Raw genomic sequence first — 21,092 nt, forward strand, 5'->3', positions numbered from 1 at the left:
CGTCCGCGCGTGAGCCCGTCCCTGCCCCAGCTCCGGCTGGACGTCGACGCGCTCGACCACAACATCCGCACCATGGCCGCGTGGTGTGCCGAGCACGACGTGGCGCTGGCGCCGCACGTGAAGACCACGATGAGCGAGCCGGTCGTGGCCCGGCAGGTGGCCGCCGGGGCCGTCGGGGTCACCGTCGCCACGGTGGACCAGGCCGGGATCGCGCTCGGCTGGGGTCACGACCTCCTCATCGCCAACGAGGTCGTCGACGCCGCCGGCCTCGCCGGTCTGCGGCGCCTCGTCGAGCAGTACCCGCAACACCAGGTGAGGTGCCTGGTCGACTCCGAGGCCGGTGTCGCGGCCGCCCGCGCCGCCTTCGCCGGAGCCGGCGCCGACGCAGCCCTGGAGGTGATGGTCGACGTCGGCACCCCCGGTGGCCGGACCGGCGTACGGACGCGTGACGAGGCGCGTGAGATCGCCCGGCTGGTGGGGCGGGCGTCGGACCTGCGGCTGGTCGGGGTCGCGGGCTACGAGGGCGTCGTGCCCAACGACCGGACGACCGCCGTCCTCGACGCGGTGGACGCCCACTGCGCCGCCGTCCGGGACGTCTTCCTCGACCTCGCCGCTGTCTTCGAGACCGACCGGCCGGTCTTCACGATGGGCGGCTCCGCCTTCCCCGACCGGGTCGTCGAGCACCTGCCGGGCGAGCGCGACGTGCCCGGCACGCTGCGGCTGCTCCGGTCGGGCTGCTACGTCACGCACGACCACGGGACCTACGCCCGGGTGACCCCGTTCCCGGAGCTCCGGGCCGCGCTCACCGTGCGCGCCGCCGTCGTCTCGGCGCCCGAGCCCGGCACCGTCGTCGTCGGTGCCGGCAAGCGGGACCTGCCGTACGACGTCGAGCCCCCGGTCGTCGTGGCCGTCCACGACGCCGACGGGCGGGCGCGGGTGCCGGCGGGGCAGGTGCGCTCGATGTACGACCAGCACACCGTGCTGACCGGGGCCGACGGCCTCGCGGTGGCCGACGTGGTCACCTTCGGGATCTCGCACCCGTGCTCGGCCTTCGACCGCTGGCCGGCGTACGTCGTCACCGACGGCAGCGGCCGGCAGGTCGACGTGTGGACGACGAGGTTCGACCGCCCCTCGATCGCCTAGGAGTGGTCCCCGCGCGGGGGGACGTCCTGGCCCGCGATGTCACGGTCAGGTCGGCCGTCGTGGTCGTTGTCCTCGGCCTCGGGGCCGGAGGTGCGCTTGTGGCGCCACCACTCCCAGGCGATCGGGAGCACCGAGAAGGCGAGGATCAGGATGATCGCCTTGTCGATGTTCTCGCCGAGCGACGGGAACGCCGCGCCGAGGAAGAAGCCGAGCAGGGTGATCGACAGGACCCAGCCGACCGCGCCGACGAAGCTCCACGTGATGAAGCGGGCGCGGTCCATGCGGGTCACGCCGGCCACCACGGTGATGTAGGTGCGCACGAACGGAACGAAGCGACCGATCACCAGCGCCTTGTTGCCGTGCTTGTCGAAGAACGCCGTGGTCTGGTCGAAGTACTTGCGCTTGAGGACCCGGCCGTCGCGCTCGTAGAGCGGCGGGCCGATCGCGCGGCCGATCTCGTAGCCGGCGATGTTGCCGGCGACCGCGGCCACCAGGAAGAGCAGCATCGCGATCGCCAGCTCGACGACCGGCGGTCCGGCGAAGACGTCGATCTGCTCGGTGGCGATGAAGAGCCCCATCGCGAACAGGAGCGTGTCACCCGGCAGGAACGGGAAGAAGAGACCGCACTCGACGAAGATGATCACCAGGCTGAGCCAGAAGAGCGCGTCGCCGAAGTTCTCCAGCAGCCAGTAGGGATCCATCCAGTCCATGCCGAGGAGCAGGGGCAGGATCTCGAGCGGCAGGGTCACCGGATCACCCTAACTTCCGCGGCCTAGGGTGCCCGCATGGACGAAGAGCGGGCGCCGTACGACCCGATGCCGCACGGGCCGGCCGAGGTCGGGGTCGGACCGTGGGAGGGCCCCTGGCCGACCGGTCCGGAGTACGACGCGACGCTGCTGGCCGAGGGTGACCGGCGCAACGTGGTCGACCGCTACCGCTACTGGTCGATGGCCGCGATCGTGGCAGACCTCGACACCCGCCGCCACGACTTCCACGTCGCGATCGAGAACTGGCAGCACGACTTCAACATCGGCACCATCGTGCGCTCCGCCAACGCGTTCCTCGCCCGCGAGGTGCACATCGTCGGCAACCGCCGGTGGAACCGTCGCGGTGCGATGGTCACCGACCGCTACCAGCACGTGCGCCACCACGAGAGCGCCGACGACCTTGCGGCGTACCTCCACGGGCTGCCCGAGGAGTCGGGCGGCCCGGTGCGCCTGCTGGGCATCGACAACCTCCCCGGCTCGCAGCACCTCGAGACGATGGAGGTGCCGCGCCGCGTGTGCTTCCTCTTCGGCCAGGAGGGTCCGGGCCTCTCCGAGCGGGCGCGCGAGGTCTGCGACGGCACGTTCTCGATCGCCCAGTTCGGCTCGACGCGCTCCATCAACGCCAGCGCGGCCGCGGCGATCGCGATGCACTCCTGGGTGCGCCAGTACGCCGACCTGTCCGGCGACTCAGCCTGGCGCGGATGACGCCAGAGCCTTCTCCAGCGCGGCGAGTCCCCGCGACGAGTGGCTCTTGACGGTGCCCTCGGAGATGCCGAGCTCCTTCGCGCTCTCGGCGACCGAGAGCTGGAGCCAGTGCCGCAGCACGACCACCTTGCGCTGCATCGCGGGCAGCTCCTGCAGCGCATCGAAGAGCGCCGAGCGCTCCTCCAGCTGGTGGTCGGCGCCGGCCGCCAGCTCCGGCACCTCGTCGGTCACGTGCTCACGCCGCCACGGTCGCCGGTGCTCGTCGATGTTGGCGCGCACCATGATCTGGCGGACGTAGGCGTCCTCGGTGCCCTTGCCGCACACCCGCGGCCACGCGACGTACAGCTTGGTCAGCGAGATCTGGAGCAGGTCGTCGGCGCGGTGCCAGTCGCCGCAGATCGCGTAGGCGATCCGGCGCAGGTGCACCTGGCGGGCGGCGACGTAGTCGGTGAACGCCGCCTCGCGCTCCGCGCGCCTCATCGCAGGCCCTCGCCGCTGTCGCCCTGGGCGGCCAGGTGGCGCAGGAACGCCGCCATCGTCGGCGTCTCCAGGACGGCCGGGTCGACCGTGGTCGAGTCCCCACCCGCGATGAGCAACGCGAACTCGATGTCGCCCTGGGGCGTGCGGTACTTCACCGCCGCGGTGTCCTCCACCGGGGCGTACGCCGCCGCCTCGGCAGGCGCCCTGACCTCCTCCAGCAGGTCGACGTCGGCGTAGACCCCCAGCACACCTTGGCTGTCGAGGAAGACGGGGCCCTCGGCGACGGACTTCCGTGCGAACTCGACCTGGTCGACGAGCCAGTCCCGGAACGTGGCGTGCCGCTTGCGGGCGTCGTCCCACGTGGCCGACGACGGGCGACCGTCGCCACCGGTTAGCACCATCCACCGTTCCTCGCCGTCACGCACCAGCGCGACAGCGAAGGACTGCTGCGGCGCCTCGAAGTCGAGCGGGTTGGCGACGACCTCCTTCACCTCGACCCCCTGGAGCACCGTGAGGCCCTCGCCGTCGATCTCCACCCACTGCACCGCGAGCGGCGCGTCGGGATTGCCGGGCGCGGGCACCCGGCGGATCGGGACGCCCGTCGTCGTCGTCTCCGACGGGCTCGGGCTCTCCGCAGTCGCCGGCGACGGGTCGGTGGCGACCCGCCCGGCGTCGGCGCCGGGGTCACCGGGAAGAGCGGCCCAGCCGACGCCCCCGATGACCAGCGCCGCGGCGACCGAGGCGGCACCCGCCGCGATCCGGCGGCGTCGTACGGCGGCGCGTCCGGCCTCCACGTACGTCGCGGGGGCCGGGGGTGTGGGGCCGTCGCCGAACGACCGCTCGATCTCGTCCGCCCACCTGGTGTCCATGGCTGCTGTCCTCTCCCCGTCCGTCACCGTCACCGGGAGTACGGAGCGCGGGGTCCGATCGGTTGTCCGACCGGGGTCAGATCGTGTCGGGCATCAGCATCGCGAGCGTCGCGCGACCGCGGGACGCGTGCCGGTGCACGGTCGTCACGTCGATCCCCAGCGCGCCCGCCACCTCGTCGGCCGGCAGGTCGAGCCAGTCGTGCAGCACCAGCACCTTGCGCTGGACCGCGGGCAGCGACTGGAGGCCGTCGAAGATCAGCGACTGGTCCTCGACGGGGAAGTCGTCGGCGCGGTTCTCCCCGCAGCTGCGCGGGCTCGGCGAGTCCTGCACGTCCAGGCGGGCGAGCGCGCGGTGGACGAAGGCGTCCGCCTCGGCGGCGTCGGACAGGTGCGGCCAGGCGTCCTCGAGGCGGGCGAGCGTGCGTCGTACGGCGTCCTCGGCCCGCAGCCAGTCGCAGCAGATCGCGTGGGCCACCCGGCGCACGTGCTGCTGGCGGGCCACGAGGTAGTCGGCGAAGCCGTCGGCGACCCGGACGTCGCGACGCGCGCGCCAGCCGGCCACGTGCCGGCGTGCGACGTAGACGTCGGCCGATGCGTACCCGTCGAACGACGCGTCGATCTCGTGCACCCAGTCGATGCTGGTGGTCATGGCGGTTCCCCCTCGCCTGTGCTGCAGTCCCGAGCGGCGCCCCGGCGGGCGTCACGTCTCAAGACGCAGCGAATGGTCGTTCGGTTGCGTCGGTGGGCAGATCCGCCCGGTGGATCAGACCTGTCCGGTGACGATCACGGCGACCGCCGCGAGAGCGGCCAGCACACCGAGGACGAGGGCGGCCCGGCCCGCGGGCGCCGCCAGCGGGTCCGCGGTCGTCGACGCCGACCACCCGAGCCCGGCCCCGGCCAGTCCCAGCAGGAGACCGGGCAGTCCCTGCGCGACCATGCTGTACGACCCGGCGTCGGCGTTGGTCCCGAGGAAGAGGTAGAAGACGGCGCTGCCGAGCATCCCTCCGCCCATCAGGCCCACGAGCGCGAGGCCCAGTCCTGTGAAGGCCCGCGTGCGGGCGGCCTGGTCGGTGCTGTCCTGCGTGAGGCGCGCGTCGTACTGATCGTTCATGGTGGTTCCCCGTCGTTCATGGCCGCGCGAGCGCGACCCCCGTGGGGGTGAAGGCTAGCCGTCTCGGCGTCGCTCGTCCGCCGTTCGCAGACCGGCCGGTAGCCACTAGTGTCGGAGGCGTCCCGAGACGTCCTCCCAAAGGATCCGACATGCCCATCGCCACCCCCGAGGTCTACGCGCAGATGCTGGACGCCGCGAAGGACAAGTCCTTCGCCTACCCGGCCATCAACGTGTCCTCGTCCCAGACCCTCAACGCCGCCCTCAAGGGCTTCGCGGACGCGGGGTCCGACGGCATCATCCAGATCTCGACCGGTGGTGCGGAGTACCTCTCCGGTCCGAGCGTCAAGAACATGGTGACCGGCTCCGTCGCCTTCGCGGCGTACGCCGCCGAGGTCGCGAAGAACTACCCCGTCAACATCGCGCTGCACACCGACCACTGCCCTAAGGACAAGCTCGACGGCTTCGTCCGGCCGCTGATCGACATCTCCGCCGAGCGCGTGGCCCGGGGCGAGGCGCCCCTCTTCCAGTCGCACATGTGGGACGGCTCGGCCGTGCCGCTGGAGGAGAACCTCCAGATCGCGCAGGAGCTCCTCGAGAAGTGCGCGGCCGCGCACATCATCCTCGAGGTCGAGATCGGCGTGGTCGGCGGCGAGGAGGACGGTGTCGTCGGCGCGATCGACGACAAGCTCTACTCCACCCCCGAGGACGCGCTCGCGACCGTGCGCGCGCTCGGGGCCGGCGAGAAGGGCCGCTACATGACGGCCCTGACGTTCGGCAACGTGCACGGCGTCTACAAGCCCGGCAACGTCAAACTGCGCCCGGAGATCCTCAAGCACGCCCAGGAGGCCGTCGTGGCCGAGCTCGGGCTGGAGTCCGGAGCCCGGCCGTTCGACCTCGTCTTCCACGGCGGGTCCGGCTCGACCGCCGAGGAGATCGGCGCGGCCGTCGACTACGGCGTCGTGAAGATGAACGTCGACACCGACACCCAGTACGCCTTCACCCGCCCGGTCGCCGCCCACATGTTCGCCAACTACGACGGCGTGCTCAAGGTCGACGGCGAGGTCGGCAACAAGAAGCAGTACGACCCGCGCGCCTGGGGCAAGGCGGGCGAGGCCGGCATGGCCGCTCGCATCGTCGAGGCCTGCGAGAACCTCCGCTCGGCGGGCACCGCGCTGGGCGCCTGACCTTCACCCTCGCGCCGTCGGGAAACCAACCCGGCCGGACGCGACAAGTAACGCGGTGTTAGTCAGACGGGACGAGGCTTCGAAGCCCTGTTTCGTCCGACTGACACCGCGTTACTTGTCCGGGGCGATCTCAACCGGCGTTCCGACGCCGCACGACGTACGGCGCCAGGTCGCTGATGTCGGTGCCGTAGCGCGCCACGGTGGTGGCGTACTCCCGCGCGAAGCGGCGCAGGGCAGCCTCCGGGTTGCGGGTGTCATGGTCCGTGATGCGCGAGACCCCCAGCTTGAAACCGGTGATGAAGTCCTGTCGGGTCTTCTCGCGCCAGAGGTCCTCGCGGGCCGGCTTCCCGTCGATGCCGTACTTGAGCAGACCGTCCGGTTCGAAGATGTGACGCCCGACCCGGATGTCGCACCAGACGGTACGGTCCCCGTCCCTGAGCCCGAACTGGCACTCGGGTCTGCCCAGACCGAGCTGCCAGACCAACCAGCGTCCCAGCGACTCGAGGTACGACTCGGCGAGCGGATCTGCCCGCTCGATGGCCACGCGAGCACCTCTGATCCCGCGCCAGTGGTGCATGGCCGTGGCGACCTTGACCAGCTCTGCGCGCGAGACACCGTTGCGGAGCGCTGCGTCGCATGCGGCGAGCCCGTGGGCCGGTCCGTGCTCCCGGGCCATGTCCACGGCCGTCCTGGCCAGGCTCAGGACGGGCAGGCCGTCGGCCTGCGTCCGCTGTGAGGCGGTGGTCACGGCTCCGTGGTGCTTGATGCCGGCGTCGATGCGGCTGCCCCGCACGTGGTCCCGGGTGACGTGGACGAGAGCCGTGCGCGGATCGGGCGTGCCGATGCGGTGCACCAGGGCCGCCGAGTCATGACTCAGGTGGTGACCGACCTCGAGCACGAGTCGTGCCGCATGGATCCGGGTGAGGGGGCGCCCGCGGAAGTCGTCGAGCTCCTCCCACGTCGACCGCTGCACGTACACACCGCGCCGCACCCGCTCCCACTCACCCGTCACCACGAGTCGACGGATCGCGTCGGGATCGAGACCGGCGGCCAGCGCCTGGCGCCACGTGATGAGCCCGTGCTGATGGACGGCGGGGAGGTACGACGTGAGGTCCATGGCGGCTGACTGCCCCGCGCCACGCGGTCCACACTCCACCCATCGCCGGCTGGGGACGGTCTCGGTCTGCGTGGTGGCTGTGGAGGGCAGGGGGCCCGATCACGGGGCCCCACCAGTCAAGTAACGCGGTGTTAGTCGCGCGAGACAGCCAGTCGACGGCCCGTTTCGTCCGACTAACACCGCGTTACTTGTCCGGGGCGGGGGAGGGCCGGGGCGGCGGCGCGGCGAGGACCGGAGTCAGTCCAGCGTGCGCTCGTAGTAGAACGACAGCGCCCCGTCGGGGCGGCCCTCGGTCCGGTCGAAGCCGGCCGACTCGTAGAGCTTGCGCGCGGCCACGTCGTCCTCGGAGGTGCCGAGGTCCATGTAGTCGGCGCCGCGCTCCCGGGCGGTCGCCATGCAGGCCTCGAGGAGCGTCCGGCCGATGCCCTGCCCGCGCAGGGACGGTACGACGTACAGCTCGGCGAGGTAGGCCTCGAGCGCCGGACCCCACAGCGAGCGCCGCAGCCGCAGCACGCCCACCCCGTCGGCCTCACCGGCGACCAGCACCACCGTGTCGTCGCCCTCGACCAGGGTGGCGAGGTGCTCGGCCAGCCACTCGGGCCCGGGCGACGGCTCGTCGTACTCCCGGTTGAAGTCGTCCAGCAGCCGCGCGGCGAGCGGCGCCTCCTCGGCGGTGATCACGCGCACGTCGACCATGCGCCGAGCCTAGGACGAAACTCCGACCAACGGCAGGGGCCCGCCCCCGAGGTTCGGGAGCGGGCCCTGCCCTGGTTGTACGACGCTCAGCGGGCGCCGGCGTTGCCCGGGACGTCGTCGGGGTCGCCGTACAGGTCCTCGTGCGACTGGTGCTGCGCGAGGTCCTTCTGGACGCGCGGGTCGTCCGCGTCGGCGATGTAGTCGAACGGGATGGTCTCGTCCTCGCCGTTGGACACCTTGGCGGCGTTGAGGATCGCGCTGAGCACGACCGAGATCACCAGGTTGAGCACGAACGCCGTCATGGCGATGTAGCCCATCTGCTCCAGGCCCGGGATCATCCCGAGCGAGCCGCCGAAGTTCTTGCCGGTGACCGGGTTGACCACCTGGTAGGCCTCGACGGTGCCGTAGACCATCGCGACCGCCCAGCCGGCGAGCAGGGCGTAGCGGTGGAACCAGCGGGTGTAGAGGCTGAACACCACGACGGGGAAGGTCTGCAGGATCCAGATCCCGCCGAGCAGCTGGAAGTTGATCGCGTTCTGCTTGTCCAGGGTCAGCACGAAGATCAGCGCGAAGCCCTTGACGACCAGCGACATCAGCTTGGAGACCTTGGCCTCCTGCGCCGGGGTGGCCGCGGGGTTGAGCCACTCCTTGTAGATGTTGCGGCTGAACGTGTTGGCCGCGGCGATCGACATGATCGCGGCCGGCACGAGCGCACCGATCGCGATCGCGGCGAAGGCCACGCCGGCGAACCACGCCGGGAACATGTCCTCGAACAGCTGCGGGATCACCAGCTGCGCGTTGGGCTCGCCGTCGAGGCCGATCGGGTTGGTGCCCGCCGCGATGGCCACCCAGCCGAGCAGGGCCAGCAGGCCGAGCACGAAGGAGTAGGCCGGCAGGATCGCGGCGTTGCGCCGGATCGTGTTGCGGCTGTTGGACGACAGCGACGCGGTCACCGAGTGCGGGTACATGAACAGCGCGAGCGCCGAGCCGAGCGCCAGGGTGGCGTACGCCCAGTGGGTGCCGTCCACCGAGATGAAGGTGCCCGTGGGCTTGCCGGTGGCCTCGTTGGTGGTCGCCATCTTGTCCTGGGCCGCCCCGAAGATCTCGGTCCAGCCACCCACCTGCCCGGGCAGGTAGATCACCGCGACGATGATGACGAGGTAGATGAGGATGTCCTTGACGAACGCGATGACCGCGGGTGCGCGCAGGCCGCTCGAGTACGTGTACGCCGCCAGCAGCGCGAACGCGATGAACAGTGGCGCGTCCTTGGCAATGATGTTGTCGCCGCCGCCGAGGCCGGCCACCTCGAGCACCGCCTGGATGCCGACGAGCTGGAGCGCGATGTAGGGCATCGTCGCCACGAAGCCGGTGACGGCGACCGCGAGCGACAGGGCGCGGGAGTTGTAGCGCCCGCGCACGAAGTCGGCCGTGGTGACGTAGCCGTGGCGGTGGCTCACCGACCACAGTCGGGCCATGAAGATGAAGATGATCGGGTAGAGCACGATCGTGTAGGGCACCGCGAAGAAGCCCGCCACTGCACCGGTCGCGAACATCGCCGCCGGCACGGCGACGAAGGTGTACGCCGTGTAGAGGTCGCCGCCGAGCAGGAACCAGGTGATCCAGGTGCCGAACTTGCGGCCGCCGAGGCCCCACTCGTCGAGGGACTCCAGCGAGTCCGCCCGCTTGAAGCGCGACGCCATGAAGCCGGCCACCGTCACGATCGCGAAGAGCACGATCAGGACGGCCAGCGCGACGCCGTTGATGCCCGTGTCGGTCGCCATCACGGCCAGCTGCGCGCTCATCGGTCACCGTCCGTGCTGTCCGAGCCGTCCGGACCGGGGCCCGCGATGGACTCGCCCGGCGTACGACGCGGGCGCGCGGCCAGCGTCAGCCGGTAGGCCGTGTAGGTCAGCGCGGAGCACAGGAAGACCCAGAGGAACTGGTACCAGAAGAAGAACGGGAACCCGAGGAGCTCCGGCTCGATCCTGGCGTACGACGGCACCCACATGAGGGCGACGATCGGGATCATCAGCAGCACGCCTGCGGTGATCATCTTGCCGCGGTCGGTGGGTGGGACCTGAGGGGTGTGGCCGCGCTCAGGGCGCGGCTGAGGAGGGGTGTGCCCGAGAGTCATGCGCGGGAGGTTACCCCTCGTGACTCACGTCACCGCAAGGCCCGGGCCGTCTCAGGCGCGCGACCCGGCGAGGACGCCCGCCAGCAGGCCGGCGCGACCGCCGGCCCGCCTCACAGCAGTGCGTCGGCCGCCGCGGGGCTGGAGTCGCGCAGGAAGGTGGAGCAGCGCTCCCACTCCTCGGTCTCGCCGATGGCGCGGGCGCTGACCGCGAGGAGCGCCAGCGCGCGCAGGAACCCGCGGTTGGGCTCGTGCTCCCACGGCACCGGGCCGTGGCCCTTCCAGCCGTTGCGGCGCAGCATGTCGAGGGAGCGGTGGTAGCCGACCCGGGCGTAGGCGTAGACGGTCACGTCGTCGGCGCCGGCCTCCTGGGCCTGGAGGGCCAGTGCGGCCCACGCGGCGGGCGACGCCGGGTGGCGGCGTACGACGGCGGCAGGGGCGTCGCCACCGGCCAGCTCGGCGTCGGCGGGGTCCACGGGGAGGTGGGTGGGAGGGGGGCCGGCCATCAGGTCGCCGCCCTGGAAGGGGCCAGTGCTCATGCGGCTACCCTCCCACGCCCGCGGGCGGCCGGCCGACGCCGGCCGCCGGAAGGCCCGCCCCGGTGAGCACCCGCTCGGTCTGCGCGAGGTGTGTCCAGATCGCCTGCTCCGCCGCGTCGGCGTCGCCGCTGCGCAGGGCGGCCACGATCGTGTGGTGCTCGTGGACCACGGTGGCGTGCGGGAGCCCGTGCCGCCGGGCGGCGGTGAGGCCGAGCAGCACGTGGCGGGCGTGCAGCGCGTCGTACATCCGGTCGAGCAGCGGGTTGCCCGCGGCGCGGACCAGCAGCACGTGGAACTCGCTGTCGACCCGCGCGAACTCGTCGTCGGGGCCGTCCAGGACCAGCTCGTCCTGCTCCCGCAGCCGGGCCGTCATGGCGGCCAGCGGCACCGTGCCGGCGGCGATGCAGTGGCGGGCGGCCCAGGTCTCCATGACGCCGCGCGCCTGCAGGATCTGGCGCGTCTGCTCCGTGGTGACCGGGGCGATGAAGGCGCCCCGGTTGGGCCGGAGCTGGACCAGGTCCTCGGCGGCCAGGCGCAGCAGCGCCTCGCGGACCGGGGTGCGGGAGACGCCCACGGCGGCGGCGATGTCCTGCTCGTTGATGAACGTGCCGACGAGCCCCGGGTCGGTGAGCACCGACGCCCGGAGATACTCGTAGGCACGTTCGCGCCCCGATCGCGGGGATGGCATGTTCGTGTTATAGCCCCCCGGAGGAGCCCGCATGACCGGTTCGCGCAAGCTCACCGTCGCTGCCGCCCAGCTGCGCAGCGGCACCGACCCCGTCGCCAACCTCGCGCAGGCCGTCGAGGCCGTACGCCGCGCGGCCGACGCGGGTGCCCGGCTCGTGGTCCTGCCCGAGGCCACCAGTGCCAGCTTCGCCCGCAACCCGGCGCGGGCCGCCGAGCCGCTGGACGGGCCGTTCGCGAGCGGCGTACGGGAGGTCGCCGCGGCCGCCGGGATGACCGTGGTGGTCGGCCTCTTCGAGCCCGCCGACGACGGCCGGGTGCACAACACGCTGCTCGTGACCGGTCCCGCCGGCGAGGCGTCGTACCGCAAGGTCCACCTGTTCGACGCCTTCGACTCACGCGAGTCCGACACGGTGGCGCCGGGGGAGGACTACGTGGTCGCGGACGTCGACGGCGGCGACGCAGGGACCGTGCGGGTCGGGCTGGCCACCTGCTACGACGTGCGCTTCGCCGACCAGTTCACCGCGCTCGGGGCCCGCGGTGCCGAGCTCGTCGTGCTCCCCGCGTCGTGGGGAGACGGACCCGGCAAGGCCGACCAGTGGGACGTGCTCGTGCGGGCGCGCGCCCTCGATGCCCAGGCCTGGCTGCTCGCCAGCGCCCAGGCGTGGCAGGAGCCGGTCCGGGGAGCGCCGCTCGGCATCGGCCGCAGCGCGCTCGTCGACCCCCTCGGCGCCGTGCACGGGCGGCTCGGGGCGGAGCCCGACCTGCTCGTCGGCGAGGTCGACCTGGACGTCGTGGGCGAGGTCCGGAAGCGGATCCCGGTCCTGCCCTGAGGGATCAGGCCCCGAGCAGGGACCGGACCTTGTCCTGCCCGAGCGCCACGATGAGCGTGGGCAGCCGCGGGCCGCGGTCGGCCGAGACGAGCAGGTTGTAGAGCAGCCGGAAGAAGTCCTTCTGGTCGGCCTTGACCTGGTCGGTCGGTGCGTCCTCGAAGCCCAGGCCGCGTGCCACCTTGGGCACGCCGTAGACGACGGTGGTGACCTCGTCGAGCTCGAGCTGCTCGGGCAGCCGGTCCAGGAAGATCCGCAGCCACAGCTCCTCGTCCTCGCTCAGCGAGGCGAGCCGCTCGGCGTCGGGCGTCTCGCGCACGATGGTCCGCTCGGACTCCGGCAGCGACGCGGTCCAGGCCATCGCCCGGCCCAGGCGCGGCTCGAGGTCGGCCACGCTGTCGTGCGGGAAGCCCACGTGCTCGACGACGCGGCTGATCAGGTCGGCCGAGCCGGCGGTGACGTCGGCGACCGACGACAGCGTCCGGAACGGGACGGCGACCGCCGGGACCGGCAGCGGCCCGCCCGCGTGGGTCGCGGAGGCCCGCTCGAAGGCCAGCACCTGGGCGTCCCGCTTGGCGGGGTCGGCGGCCTTGCGGCCCAGCGCGTCCCACTCGTCGTACAGGCGCACGACCTCGGGACCGAAGTCGATGGTGAAGGCCTGCTTGGGGGCGCGGCGGGTGTAGAGCCAGCGCACCATCGGCGCCTCGAGGATCTGCAGCGCGTCGGCCGGGGTGGGCACCCCACCGCTCGACGACGACATCTTCTGCACGCCGGCGATGCCGACGAAGGCGTAGGTCACCCGGGCGGGCGCCTGCCAGTCGAAGATCGAGGAGACCAGCTCCTGGCCGACGGTGTACGACGACCCGGGCGTCATGTGGTCGAGGCCGGCGGGCTCGAAGTCGACCTTCTCCCACGCCCAGCGCATCGGCCAGTCGACCTTCCACACCAGCTTGCCGGCGTCCTCGGTGGCGACGTTGGTGACCCCGGAGTGGCCGCACTCGCGGCAGGTGTAGGCGAGGTCGGTGGTCTCGTCGTCGTACGACGTCACGTCGGTCGTGTCGCGCCCGCACTCGGCGCACCACGGCTTGTAGGGGAAGCGTGCGAACGCTCCCGCCCCGGAGTCCTCGGACTCCTCGTCGTTGGCGACCGACTCGGCGAGCTCGGCGGCCTCCTCCTCGGTCTCGGCGGCGGGCGCGGCCTTGGTGCGGTAGCGCCCGAGCACCTCCTCGATCCGGTCGCGGTGCCGGATCGCGTGCAGGATCTGCTCGCGGTAGGTGCCGGCCCGGTACATCTCGGTCTGGCTGACCTCGTCCATCTCGACGCCCAGCTCGGCGAGGGCAGCCTGGAGCGGCGCCTTGAAGTGCTCGGCCCAGGACTCGTGGCAGCCCCACGGGTCGGGGACGGCGGACAGCGGGCGGCCGATGTGCTCGGCCCACTCGGCGGGCACGCCCGCGGGGACCTTGCGGAAGCGGTCGTAGTCGTCCCAGCTGTGCAGGTGGCGTGTCTCGATGCCGCGACGGCGCAGCTCCTCGGCGACGAAGTGCGGGGTGAGGAACTCGCGCAGGTTGCCGAGGTGGATCGGCCCCGACGGGCTGGCCCCGGAGGCCACGGTGACCTTGTTGCCTTCACCCGCGTGCCGGATCGCGTCGTCGGCGGCACGGGTCACCCAGTCGATGGGGTCTCCCTGCTGTCCGCCCTGCCGTCCACCGCGTGCCATGCGCGCAGATTATCGGCCGACCGCCGGGGAGCGGTGATGGGTGCGGCCCGCGGGACCGGCCCGCCGCGCAGACCTGAGCAAACGCCCCCTGGTGCGGAGACGGGTCCGGACGTGACAAGGGCGTCGAAGCCGTCCCCTGCGGCGACTTCGACGCCCTACGCGGCCGGGTCCACCGGGACTCTGCCCGGCGGAACACCCCCGCGGTCCGCCGGACACCGACACGCGCTCGTCAGATTCTCACTGACGTTCCCGGGCGGGGCGTGGCCCGAAATGGCCGCTGGCACTAACCTGCCAACCGTGCCCCGTCGACCGCTCGCGTCCGCCTTCGGCCTGCCCGGCCCCATGGAGGAGCTCTACCGCCAGGTCCTCTCGGGCTCCGGTGGCTCCTTCGAGGTGCTCGCCCGCTCCCTCTTCGTGACCCCCGACGAGCTCCGGAGCCGTGTCCGCCCGCTCCTCGAGCTCGACATCGTGCGGCTCGAGGGGGACCGGGTGACGGTCGCGTCGCCGGTCGAGGCGGTCTCGAGGTACGTCGCGGCGCAGGCCGTCACGATGAGCGAGGCCGGCGCGGACCTGGCCCGGCTCGCCGAGGCCATCCCGATGCTGGCCGACATGGGCGCCGACGCGCCGCTGCTCGACTCCACCGCCATCGACGGGGAGGTGACGACCGGTGGCGACATCGCGGGCGCGATCGTCCGCTGGATCAACGAGTCCCCGGGCGACCTGTGCTTCCTGCGTCCGGACCAGTGGCGGCTGCCGAGCGAGTCCGAGATGGCGCTGGCCGTCAACCGTGCGGTCCAGCAGGGCCGCCGGGTGCGGGCGATCTATCCCGCCCGCGCCCTCCAGGAGGCGCCCGCCATCCTCATCGGCCGCGCGGCCATCGGGGAGCAGATCCGGGTCCTGCCCGAGGTCACCACGCGGTTGCTCGTCATCGGCACCTCGCGCGCCCTGCTGCCGGACCCGCTCGGCGTGGGCAACGACCGTCGGGTCGCGATCCGCCAGCCGTCCATCGTGCAGGTGGTGACGCGGTACTTCGACCTCCTGTGGGACCGGGCCACGGCCGTGCCCACCCTCGACCGGGGGGAGGCCCGTCCCGACCTACGACGGTTGCTGCTCGGCCAGCTGGCCGACGGCGCCAAGGACGAGCAGATCGCGCGCAACCTCGGGCTCAGCCTGCGGACGGTGCGGCGCCGGATCGCGGCGGTGATGTCCGACCTGGGCGTGGACACCCGCTTCCAGGCCGGTGTCGAGGCCGCGCGGCGGGGCTGGATCTAGCGGGGCAGCACCATCTTGTACGCCGCCCGCTCGATGCGCCACGTGCGGCTGCGCTCGGGGCCGTAGATCTCGCCGTCCGCGGAGACCCAGAACTCCTCGCCGCTCACCGAGACCGTCGAGCCCCGGAGGTGGACCACGTCGTCGCGCTCCTGGTGCTCGCCCTTGCGGAGCTTCGCGACGTACCCGATCTTGGCGCCGGGGCTGATCGCCCGGCTGATCATCACGTCGAGCGAGCCGCTCTCGGGGTCGGCGTCGGGAGTGATCTCCGTGCCGCCGCCGACGTTGGCGCCGTTGCCGATCGCGACCATGAGCAGCGGCTGGTCGACGTCGTTGACCACCACGCCGTCGACCTCGACGCGCAGGCGGCGGTTGGGCGGGTGGAAGGCCGCGAGCAGGGCGCCGATGGGATAGCCGAGCTTGCCGATGTTGACCTTGCCCACCCCGATCGAGCCGAGCCGGGTCTTCCACTTGTGGGCCTTGCGGCTGGCCTGGGCGCCGGTGCCGACGTGCACGTTGTTGACGACGATCGAGCCGGTCTCGTCGACGATGAGGTCGACGGGGCGGGGCTCGCCCTTGAGCACGAGGCGCGCCGCCTGGTCGATGTCGAGCGGGATGTCGGTGCCGCGGGCGAAGTCGTTGCCGGTGCCGAGCGGCAGCAGGGCCAGCGTGCGGCCCTCGAGCTCGTGGCGCTTGTGCAGCGCCGCGACCACCGCGTGGAGGCTGCCGTCACCGCCGGCGACCACGATCCGGCGCGACCCGGCGCGATGCAGGACGCCGTCGAGCTCGCCGGGGTTGGAGGTGGCGGCCACCTCGACCGACGACTCCTCGCGGAGGATCGCCAGGGCGCGGTCGAGCGTCTCCTGGTCGGAGGTGCCGGCGCCGGCGTTGGTGATCACGAGCATGGGGTCCACGCGCTGGACAGTAGTCGACCGTGCCCCGCCATCGGCGGCCACGCGGCGCCGGGATGCACGCGCCGTGCGGTCCGTCACGCGCCGGGCCGATGTGGGCACGATCCGGCGGGCCCCCGCGAGGTGCGGTAGCGTGACGCCGCAAGAGCTCCGGTGCACTTGTGCCGGGGCTGTTTCTTTTGGCCCACGCCTCTCGTGGGTACAGCCGGATTCCTGAGGAGGGCTGCGATGCCCGCGATCGTCGTACTCGGTGCCCAGTGGGGTGACGAGGGCAAGGGCAAGGCCACCGACCTGCTCGCCACCAGCGAGACCATCGACTTCGTCGTCCGCACGAGTGGCGGCCACAACGCCGGCCACACGATCGTCATCAACGGCGAGAAGTACGCCACCCACCTGCTCCCCAGCGGCATCCTCACGCCCGGCGCCACCAGCGTGATCGCCAACGGCGTCGTGGTCTCGCCCGAGGCGCTCTTCCGCGAGCTCGACGGCCTCCTCGAGCGCGGCGTGGAGATGGGCGGCCTGGTCGTCAGCGCCAACGCGCACGTCATCGCGTCGTACCACTCGACGATCGACAAGGTCACCGAGCGCTTCCTCGGCAAGAACCAGATCGGCACCACCGGTCGCGGCATCGGCCCGGCGTACGCCGACAAGATCAACCGCGTCGGCATCCGGGTCGCGGACCTCTTCGACGAGGGCATCCTCCAGCAGAAGGTCGAGGCCGCTCTCGACGTGCGCAACCACCTGCTGACCAAGGTCTACAACCGTCGCGCGGTCGACGCCGACGCCGTCGTCGAGGAGCTGCTGTCGTACGCCGACCGGCTGCGCCCGATGGTCGCCGACACGTCGCTGCTGCTCAACAAGGCGCTCGACGAGGGCCGGACCGTGCTCTTCGAGGGCGCCCAGGCCACCATGCTCGACGTCGACCACGGCACCTACCCGTTCGTGACGTCGTCCAACGCGATCGCCGGTGGTGTCTGCACCGGCGCCGGCGTCGGCCCGACCCGCATCGACCGGGTCATCGGCGTGATCAAGGCCTACTCGACGCGCGTCGGCTCGGGTCCCTTCCCGACCGAGCTCTTCGACGACGACGGCCTCAACCTCCAGAAGCTCGGCGGCGAGATCGGTGTCTCCACCGGCCGCACCCGGCGCTGCGGCTGGTACGACGCCGTGGTCGCGCGCTACGCCGCCCGCGTCAACGGCCTCACCGAGTTCTTCCTGACCAAGCTGGACATCCTCGGCGCCTGGGACGAGATCCCGGTGTGCGTCGGCTACGAGATCGACGGCACGCGCGTCGACGAGATGCCGATGACCCAGACCGAGTTCCACCACGCCAAGCCCGTCTACGAGACCTTCGAGGGCTGGAACTCCGACATCTCCGGCTGCCGCACCTTCGCCGAGCTCCCCAAGCAGGCGCAGACCTACGTGCAGGCCCTCGAGGACATCTCCGGCGCCCGCATCTGGGGCGTCGGTGTCGGTCCGGGGCGCGAGCAGACGCTCACCGTCCACGACTGACCCGGGCTCTCCACACGGCGTACGACGTCCGGCACATGTCCGGGTGTCGCCACGAGTGTGCGTGGATGCGCCGTGGAAAGCCCGCGGATGGTGCATTCACGCACACTCGTCGGGTCAGTCGTCCCACTGCTCCTCGCGCAACCGGTCGCGATGGTCGAGGGCCTCGTCGAGGCTGACCTCGTCGGTCCACCCGGGTGGCGGGGTCAGCGTCCAGGTCCGCTGCTCGGGCGGGAGGTGCAGCGCCCGGGCGTAGGCCCCGTCGATGCGCTGGACCACGAGATCCCGGTCGTGCACGTCGGCACCCACGGCCGCCATCGTCTCGAGGCCGTGTCGCCGCAGGGCGGCGTCGCGCTCGGCGTCCCGGCGGGCGGCGGCCGCCCGCCGGTGGATGCTGCCGTTGTACTCGCCGGTCACCCCCGCGTCCGGGTCCAGCAGGTCCGGGACGGCCAGCACCCGCCCCTGGAGGTCGAAGACGGGCTTGTTGCACAGGGGGAGGGGGCGTCCGGCGTCGAGCACCCAGATCAGGCGGAGCCGGGGCTCTCCCGGGGACAGGCTCTTCTCGTGGGCCCACCGCAGCGCCCAGCGCAGGCGTCGTACGCCGGGGGCTCGCGGCCGGGTGGCCAGGAAGGCGGTGATCCGCCGCAGCGAGGTGAGGCTCGCGGCGCACGCCATGTCGATCGCGACCACGAGCTCGCGGTCGTCGGGCTCGGCGCGGGCATGGTCGAGGAGTGCCTGCTCGGGCGACACGACCCGGACGCCGGCCACCACCGTGCGCTCGTTCCCGGCTCTCCCGCGGATCGCGACCAGCTGCGGTCCGGCACGGAGCTGGCGGTCGGGGGAGCGGAGCGGGACGCCGAGGACGGCGCCGGTGCGACCGACCCCGTCGAAGAACGCCGCACCCAGGAGCCTGAGCGCGGCCCATCCGGTCACGGCACCCGCCGGACCGAGGCGCACGGCGACGTCGAGGATCCGCTGCTCGACCACGTCCGGGGCGTCCGCGGGGCGGTGGTGCCCGCTGCCGACCGACACCCACCGCCCACCCCGGGCCCGGCCGCGGGTGGGCCCGGCGCGACCGTCGGGGTCGAGGGCGGTCGGCAGGACCAGGCCGGAGGGGAGCCGGCACGTCGGGGTGAACTCGTCGGACATGAGGGGCTCCTTCCCGGCCCCGGGGCCGGGAATGCCGCCGACCCGTCGTCTGTGGATGACCGACCGCTGCATGGGTGTGCGTGGAAGCACCGCTGGCCTCGAGCCACACGTGCTTCCACGCACACTCGACGAGGGCCTTCGCGCGGGGTACGCCGTCCGCGGGACCCGCGGCGTACGAGGGTCGCGCCCGTACGCCGATAGGATCGACGCCCGTGAAGTCCCTCGTCATCGGCACCGGCGGCCGCGAGCACGCGCTGGCCCGCTCCCTGGCCCTCGATCCCGACGCCGAGGTGCACGCCGCGCCGGGCAACCCGGGCATCGGCGAGGTCGCGACGTTGCACGACGTCGACCCGATGGACGGGGCCGCGGTGGCCGCACTGGCCACCCGCCTGGGCGTCGACCTGGTCGTCGTCGGGCCCGAGGCCCCGCTGGTCGCCGGGGTCGCCGACGCAGTCCGCGCCGCCGGCATCGCGGTCTACGGCCCGTCCCGGGAGGCGGCCCGGCTCGAGGGGTCCAAGGCCTTCAGCAAGGACGTGATGGCGGAGGCCGGCGTGCCGACGGCCCGCTCCTTCGTGTGCACCACCCCCGACGAGGCCGCGGCCTCGCTCGACGCGCTGGGCGCGCCGTACGTCGTGAAGGACGACGGCCTGGCCGCCGGCAAGGGCGTCGTGGTGACCACCGACCGGGCCGAGGCGCTGGCCCATGCCTCCGGGTGCGAGCGCGTCGTGGTCGAGGAGTTCCTCGACGGTCCCGAGGTCTCGCTCTTCGCCGTCTGCGACGGGCGTACGGCGCGGGCGCTGCAGCCGGCGCAGGACTTCAAGCGGATCTTCGACGGCGGGCGGGGTCCCAACACCGGTGGCATGGGGGCCTACTCGCCGCTGCCGTGGGCGCCCGCCGACCTCGCCGACCAGGTCCTCGCGACGGTCGTCCAGCCCACCCTCGACGAGATGGTCCGCCGCGGCGCCCCCTTCGTCGGCACCCTGTACGTCGGGCTCGCGCTCACCGCTGCCGGGCCGCGGGTGATCGAGTTCAACTGCCGCTTCGGTGACCCGGACGTCCAGCCGGTCCTCGCGCTGCTGACCTCCTCGCTCGGCGACCTCCTCAAGGCGGCCGCCGACGGCGACCTGGGCGCCGTACCCGCCCCGACCTTCGCCGACGGCGCCTCGGTGACCGTGGTGATGGCCAGCGCCGGCTACCCGGAGTCGTCCTCGAGCGGCGACGTGATCGTGGGCACCGAGACCCTCGCGGTCGAGACCGACGTCGACGTGATCCACGCTGGCACCGCCCGCGGCGGCGACGGCCCGCTCGTGACCGCCGGAGGGCGGGTGCTCGCGGTCCGGGCCACCGGCACCGACGTCGCTGACGCGCGAGCCAAGGCCTACGAGGGCATCAACACCATCTCGTTCCCGGGTGCGCAGTGGCGCCGGGACATCGCCGCCGAGCCGCTGGGTGTCGTCGAGGGTGCCTCGCTGACCGAGGGTGCGTGACGTGACGGGGACTCCCGACGACGAGCAGGTGGTCACCGACTCCGGCGGCACCATGACCCGGCTCGCCGGTCCCGTGGCCGCCGGGGTGGAGCCCGACCTCGACCTGCTCGACGACCTGCGGTGGTCGTCGTACGACGGGCCGGTGCGCGCCGCCGGTGCGGCACCGCACTTCGAGCACGGCGCCGTCATCACCTGGCACTACGCGCTGGGCGTCGACGTGCTGCGCGTGGTGCGCGACGACGAGCGCGGGCTGGTCGCCTGGCTCCCGGCTGGGTCCGAGCGCCTCGCGGCCGTGCCCCGGGACGGCAAGGGTCTGCGCGAGCGCAGCCTGGAGGAGCGGGCCGCCCTCAGCGCCCGCCGCGACTACGACCACCTCCGCAGGACATGGGACGGCCCGGGGATCCTGCGCATCGCGCCGAGCGGCGTGCCGTGGTCGCTCTGGTACTTCTGGGAGGACGACGGGTCCTTCGCCGGCCACTACGTCAACCTCGAGCTGGTGCACGAGCGTCCGGCCTCGGGCGCGGCGCAGGTGCACACCCGCGACCTCACCCTCGACCTCTGGCTCGACGACGACGGCCAGCTGTGGCTCAAGGACGAGGACGAGCTGGCGGCGTTCACCGCGGCCGGCCGCTTCGCCCCCGCGCAGGCCGACGCGATCCGCGCGCTCGCCGACCGCGTCCGCACCGAGCTCGTCGAGCCCCGCGCCTGGCCCCTCAGCGAGGACTGGGAGTCCTGGCGCCCCCAGCCCGAGATCGACCGACCCCTGACGCTGCCCGACCACCTGGAGTCATGAC

Annotated in this window: 22 protein-coding genes; 8 read left to right on the forward strand and 14 right to left on the reverse strand. The window is 72.6% G+C overall.

What is annotated here, in order from left to right:
- Positions 1 to 9: 9 nt before the first annotated feature.
- Complete coding sequence (locus DAE25_RS12030; protein WP_199907566.1) at positions 10 to 1,143, forward strand: alanine racemase; 1,134 nt, start codon at positions 10 to 12, stop codon at positions 1,141 to 1,143.
- On the opposite strand, the gene DAE25_RS12035 is transcribed toward DAE25_RS12030, so the two are convergent.
- Positions 1,140 to 1,892, reverse strand: coding sequence for a DedA family protein (locus DAE25_RS12035; protein WP_234411009.1), 753 nt, complete (start codon positions 1,890 to 1,892; stop codon positions 1,140 to 1,142). The genes DAE25_RS12030 and DAE25_RS12035 overlap by 4 nt on opposite strands.
- A gap of 36 nt (positions 1,893 to 1,928) precedes the next feature.
- On the opposite strand from DAE25_RS12035, the gene DAE25_RS12040 reads away from it, so the two are divergent.
- Entirely contained in the window at positions 1,929 to 2,615 is a 687-nt protein-coding gene (locus tag DAE25_RS12040; RefSeq protein ID WP_234411010.1) for a TrmH family RNA methyltransferase, read from the forward strand.
- Here the strand turns inward: DAE25_RS12040 and DAE25_RS12045 are convergent.
- From DAE25_RS12045 to DAE25_RS12060, 4 genes are all read right to left on the reverse strand, one after another.
- Positions 2,598 to 3,095, reverse strand: a complete 498-nt coding sequence (locus DAE25_RS12045) for a SigE family RNA polymerase sigma factor (RefSeq protein ID WP_107766451.1) — start codon at positions 3,093 to 3,095, stop codon at positions 2,598 to 2,600. The genes DAE25_RS12040 and DAE25_RS12045 overlap by 18 nt on opposite strands.
- Complete coding sequence (locus DAE25_RS12050) at positions 3,092 to 3,964, reverse strand: hypothetical protein (protein ID WP_107766452.1); 873 nt, start codon at positions 3,962 to 3,964, stop codon at positions 3,092 to 3,094. Before DAE25_RS12050 ends, DAE25_RS12045 begins: the two co-directional genes overlap by 4 nt.
- A gap of 76 nt (positions 3,965 to 4,040) precedes the next feature.
- The gene (locus tag DAE25_RS12055) at positions 4,041 to 4,613 is read right to left on the reverse strand and encodes a sigma factor-like helix-turn-helix DNA-binding protein (RefSeq protein WP_107766453.1); all 573 of its coding nucleotides are present in this window, start codon (positions 4,611 to 4,613) and stop codon (positions 4,041 to 4,043) included.
- A 114-nt stretch (positions 4,614 to 4,727) separates the two neighbouring features.
- The gene (locus DAE25_RS12060) at positions 4,728 to 5,075 is read right to left on the reverse strand and encodes a hypothetical protein (protein WP_107766454.1); all 348 of its coding nucleotides are present in this window, start codon (positions 5,073 to 5,075) and stop codon (positions 4,728 to 4,730) included.
- 149 nt (positions 5,076 to 5,224) lie between these two features.
- Between DAE25_RS12060 and fbaA the strand changes: the two genes are divergently transcribed.
- Entirely contained in the window at positions 5,225 to 6,259 is a 1,035-nt protein-coding gene (gene fbaA, locus DAE25_RS12065) for a class II fructose-bisphosphate aldolase (protein WP_107766455.1), read from the forward strand.
- A gap of 130 nt (positions 6,260 to 6,389) precedes the next feature.
- Here the strand turns inward: fbaA and DAE25_RS12070 are convergent, their stop codons facing one another.
- The 6 genes from DAE25_RS12070 to DAE25_RS12095 all read right to left on the reverse strand — a co-directional run bounded on the left by DAE25_RS12070 (position 6,390) and on the right by DAE25_RS12095 (position 11,430).
- A complete protein-coding gene (locus DAE25_RS12070; protein WP_107766456.1) occupies positions 6,390 to 7,376 on the reverse strand; it encodes a type IV toxin-antitoxin system AbiEi family antitoxin domain-containing protein in 987 nt (328 codons plus the stop codon).
- Positions 7,377 to 7,613: 237 nt separating this feature from the next.
- Positions 7,614 to 8,072 (reverse strand): GNAT family N-acetyltransferase, encoded by a 459-nt coding sequence (locus DAE25_RS12075; protein ID WP_107766457.1) that lies wholly within the window; start codon positions 8,070 to 8,072, stop codon positions 7,614 to 7,616.
- Positions 8,073 to 8,158: 86 nt separating this feature from the next.
- Positions 8,159 to 9,874 (reverse strand): monocarboxylate uptake permease MctP, encoded by a 1,716-nt coding sequence (mctP, locus tag DAE25_RS12080; RefSeq protein WP_325050372.1) that lies wholly within the window; start codon positions 9,872 to 9,874, stop codon positions 8,159 to 8,161.
- Entirely contained in the window at positions 9,871 to 10,206 is a 336-nt protein-coding gene (locus tag DAE25_RS12085) for a DUF3311 domain-containing protein (protein ID WP_234411011.1), read from the reverse strand. Before DAE25_RS12085 ends, mctP begins: the two co-directional genes overlap by 4 nt.
- Positions 10,207 to 10,316: 110 nt before the next feature.
- Positions 10,317 to 10,742, reverse strand: a complete 426-nt coding sequence (locus DAE25_RS12090) for a DUF3151 domain-containing protein (RefSeq protein ID WP_107766459.1) — start codon at positions 10,740 to 10,742, stop codon at positions 10,317 to 10,319.
- A 4-nt stretch (positions 10,743 to 10,746) separates the two neighbouring features.
- Positions 10,747 to 11,430: a GntR family transcriptional regulator gene (locus tag DAE25_RS12095; RefSeq protein WP_107766460.1), complete on the reverse strand. Its 684-nt coding sequence runs from the start codon at positions 11,428 to 11,430 to the stop codon at positions 10,747 to 10,749.
- A gap of 31 nt (positions 11,431 to 11,461) precedes the next feature.
- Here DAE25_RS12095 and DAE25_RS12100 point away from each other — a divergent pair, with 31 nt between their 5' ends.
- The gene (locus DAE25_RS12100) at positions 11,462 to 12,259 is read left to right on the forward strand and encodes a carbon-nitrogen hydrolase family protein (RefSeq protein WP_107766461.1); all 798 of its coding nucleotides are present in this window, start codon (positions 11,462 to 11,464) and stop codon (positions 12,257 to 12,259) included.
- Positions 12,260 to 12,263: 4 nt separating this feature from the next.
- On the opposite strand, the gene lysS is transcribed toward DAE25_RS12100, so the two are convergent.
- Complete coding sequence (gene lysS / locus DAE25_RS12105) at positions 12,264 to 13,973, reverse strand: lysine--tRNA ligase (RefSeq protein WP_107766462.1); 1,710 nt, start codon at positions 13,971 to 13,973, stop codon at positions 12,264 to 12,266.
- Between the two features lie 297 nt (positions 13,974 to 14,270).
- Here lysS and DAE25_RS12110 point away from each other — a divergent pair, with 297 nt between their 5' ends.
- Positions 14,271 to 15,245, forward strand: a complete 975-nt coding sequence (locus tag DAE25_RS12110; RefSeq protein ID WP_159083699.1) for a helix-turn-helix domain-containing protein — start codon at positions 14,271 to 14,273, stop codon at positions 15,243 to 15,245.
- Here DAE25_RS12110 and DAE25_RS12115 read toward each other — a convergent pair.
- Positions 15,242 to 16,147: a diacylglycerol/lipid kinase family protein gene (locus DAE25_RS12115; RefSeq protein WP_234411036.1), complete on the reverse strand. Its 906-nt coding sequence runs from the start codon at positions 16,145 to 16,147 to the stop codon at positions 15,242 to 15,244. The two genes, DAE25_RS12110 and DAE25_RS12115, sit on opposite strands and share 4 nt — an antisense overlap.
- A 234-nt stretch (positions 16,148 to 16,381) precedes the next feature.
- Between DAE25_RS12115 and DAE25_RS12120 the strand changes: the two genes are divergently transcribed.
- Positions 16,382 to 17,665: an adenylosuccinate synthase gene (locus DAE25_RS12120; protein WP_107766464.1), complete on the forward strand. Its 1,284-nt coding sequence runs from the start codon at positions 16,382 to 16,384 to the stop codon at positions 17,663 to 17,665.
- A gap of 114 nt (positions 17,666 to 17,779) precedes the next feature.
- On the opposite strand, the gene DAE25_RS12125 is transcribed toward DAE25_RS12120, so the two are convergent.
- On the reverse strand, positions 17,780 to 18,811 hold the full coding sequence (locus tag DAE25_RS12125; RefSeq protein WP_107766465.1) for a hypothetical protein: 1,032 nt from the start codon (positions 18,809 to 18,811) through the stop codon (positions 17,780 to 17,782).
- A gap of 212 nt (positions 18,812 to 19,023) precedes the next feature.
- Here DAE25_RS12125 and purD point away from each other — a divergent pair, with 212 nt between their 5' ends.
- Together purD and DAE25_RS12135 are read left to right on the forward strand one after the other, a co-directional pair.
- The gene (gene purD, locus DAE25_RS12130; RefSeq protein ID WP_107766466.1) at positions 19,024 to 20,298 is read left to right on the forward strand and encodes a phosphoribosylamine--glycine ligase; all 1,275 of its coding nucleotides are present in this window, start codon (positions 19,024 to 19,026) and stop codon (positions 20,296 to 20,298) included.
- 1 nt (position 20,299) lies between these two features.
- Positions 20,300 to 21,091, forward strand: coding sequence for a DUF402 domain-containing protein (locus DAE25_RS12135; RefSeq protein ID WP_107766467.1), 792 nt, complete (start codon positions 20,300 to 20,302; stop codon positions 21,089 to 21,091).
- Position 21,092 lies beyond the last annotated feature (1 nt).

This window comes from Nocardioides terrigena (assembly GCF_003047265.1).
GTDB classification, from domain to species: Bacteria; Actinomycetota; Actinomycetes; order Propionibacteriales; family Nocardioidaceae; genus Nocardioides; species Nocardioides terrigena.

Bases quoted from the DNA above. Each gene is read 5' to 3' on its own strand.
- DAE25_RS12055 (WP_107766453.1), bottom strand. From the start codon at position 4,613: ATGACCACCAGCATCGACTGGGTGCACGAGATCGACGCGTCGTTCGAC.
- DAE25_RS12045 (WP_107766451.1), bottom strand. From the start codon at position 3,095: ATGAGGCGCGCGGAGCGCGAGGCGGCGTTCACCGACTACGTCGCCGCC.
- DAE25_RS12075 (WP_107766457.1), bottom strand. From the start codon at position 8,072: ATGGTCGACGTGCGCGTGATCACCGCCGAGGAGGCGCCGCTCGCCGCG.
- DAE25_RS12085 (WP_234411011.1), bottom strand. From the start codon at position 10,206: ATGACTCTCGGGCACACCCCTCCTCAGCCGCGCCCTGAGCGCGGCCAC.
- DAE25_RS12100 (WP_107766461.1), top strand. From the start codon at position 11,462: ATGACCGGTTCGCGCAAGCTCACCGTCGCTGCCGCCCAGCTGCGCAGC.
- DAE25_RS12120 (WP_107766464.1), top strand. From the start codon at position 16,382: ATGCCCGCGATCGTCGTACTCGGTGCCCAGTGGGGTGACGAGGGCAAG.
- DAE25_RS12095 (WP_107766460.1), bottom strand. From the start codon at position 11,430: ATGCCATCCCCGCGATCGGGGCGCGAACGTGCCTACGAGTATCTCCGG.
- DAE25_RS12070 (WP_107766456.1), bottom strand. From the start codon at position 7,376: ATGGACCTCACGTCGTACCTCCCCGCCGTCCATCAGCACGGGCTCATC.
- DAE25_RS12115 (WP_234411036.1), bottom strand. From the start codon at position 16,147: ATGCTCGTGATCACCAACGCCGGCGCCGGCACCTCCGACCAGGAGACG.
- DAE25_RS12040 (WP_234411010.1), top strand. From the start codon at position 1,929: ATGGACGAAGAGCGGGCGCCGTACGACCCGATGCCGCACGGGCCGGCC.
- DAE25_RS12090 (WP_107766459.1), bottom strand. From the start codon at position 10,742: ATGAGCACTGGCCCCTTCCAGGGCGGCGACCTGATGGCCGGCCCCCCT.
- mctP (WP_325050372.1), bottom strand. From the start codon at position 9,874: ATGAGCGCGCAGCTGGCCGTGATGGCGACCGACACGGGCATCAACGGC.
- DAE25_RS12125 (WP_107766465.1), bottom strand. From the start codon at position 18,811: ATGTCCGACGAGTTCACCCCGACGTGCCGGCTCCCCTCCGGCCTGGTC.
- fbaA (WP_107766455.1), top strand. From the start codon at position 5,225: ATGCCCATCGCCACCCCCGAGGTCTACGCGCAGATGCTGGACGCCGCG.
- lysS (WP_107766462.1), bottom strand. From the start codon at position 13,973: ATGGCACGCGGTGGACGGCAGGGCGGACAGCAGGGAGACCCCATCGAC.
- DAE25_RS12060 (WP_107766454.1), bottom strand. From the start codon at position 5,075: ATGAACGATCAGTACGACGCGCGCCTCACGCAGGACAGCACCGACCAG.
- DAE25_RS12050 (WP_107766452.1), bottom strand. From the start codon at position 3,964: ATGGACACCAGGTGGGCGGACGAGATCGAGCGGTCGTTCGGCGACGGC.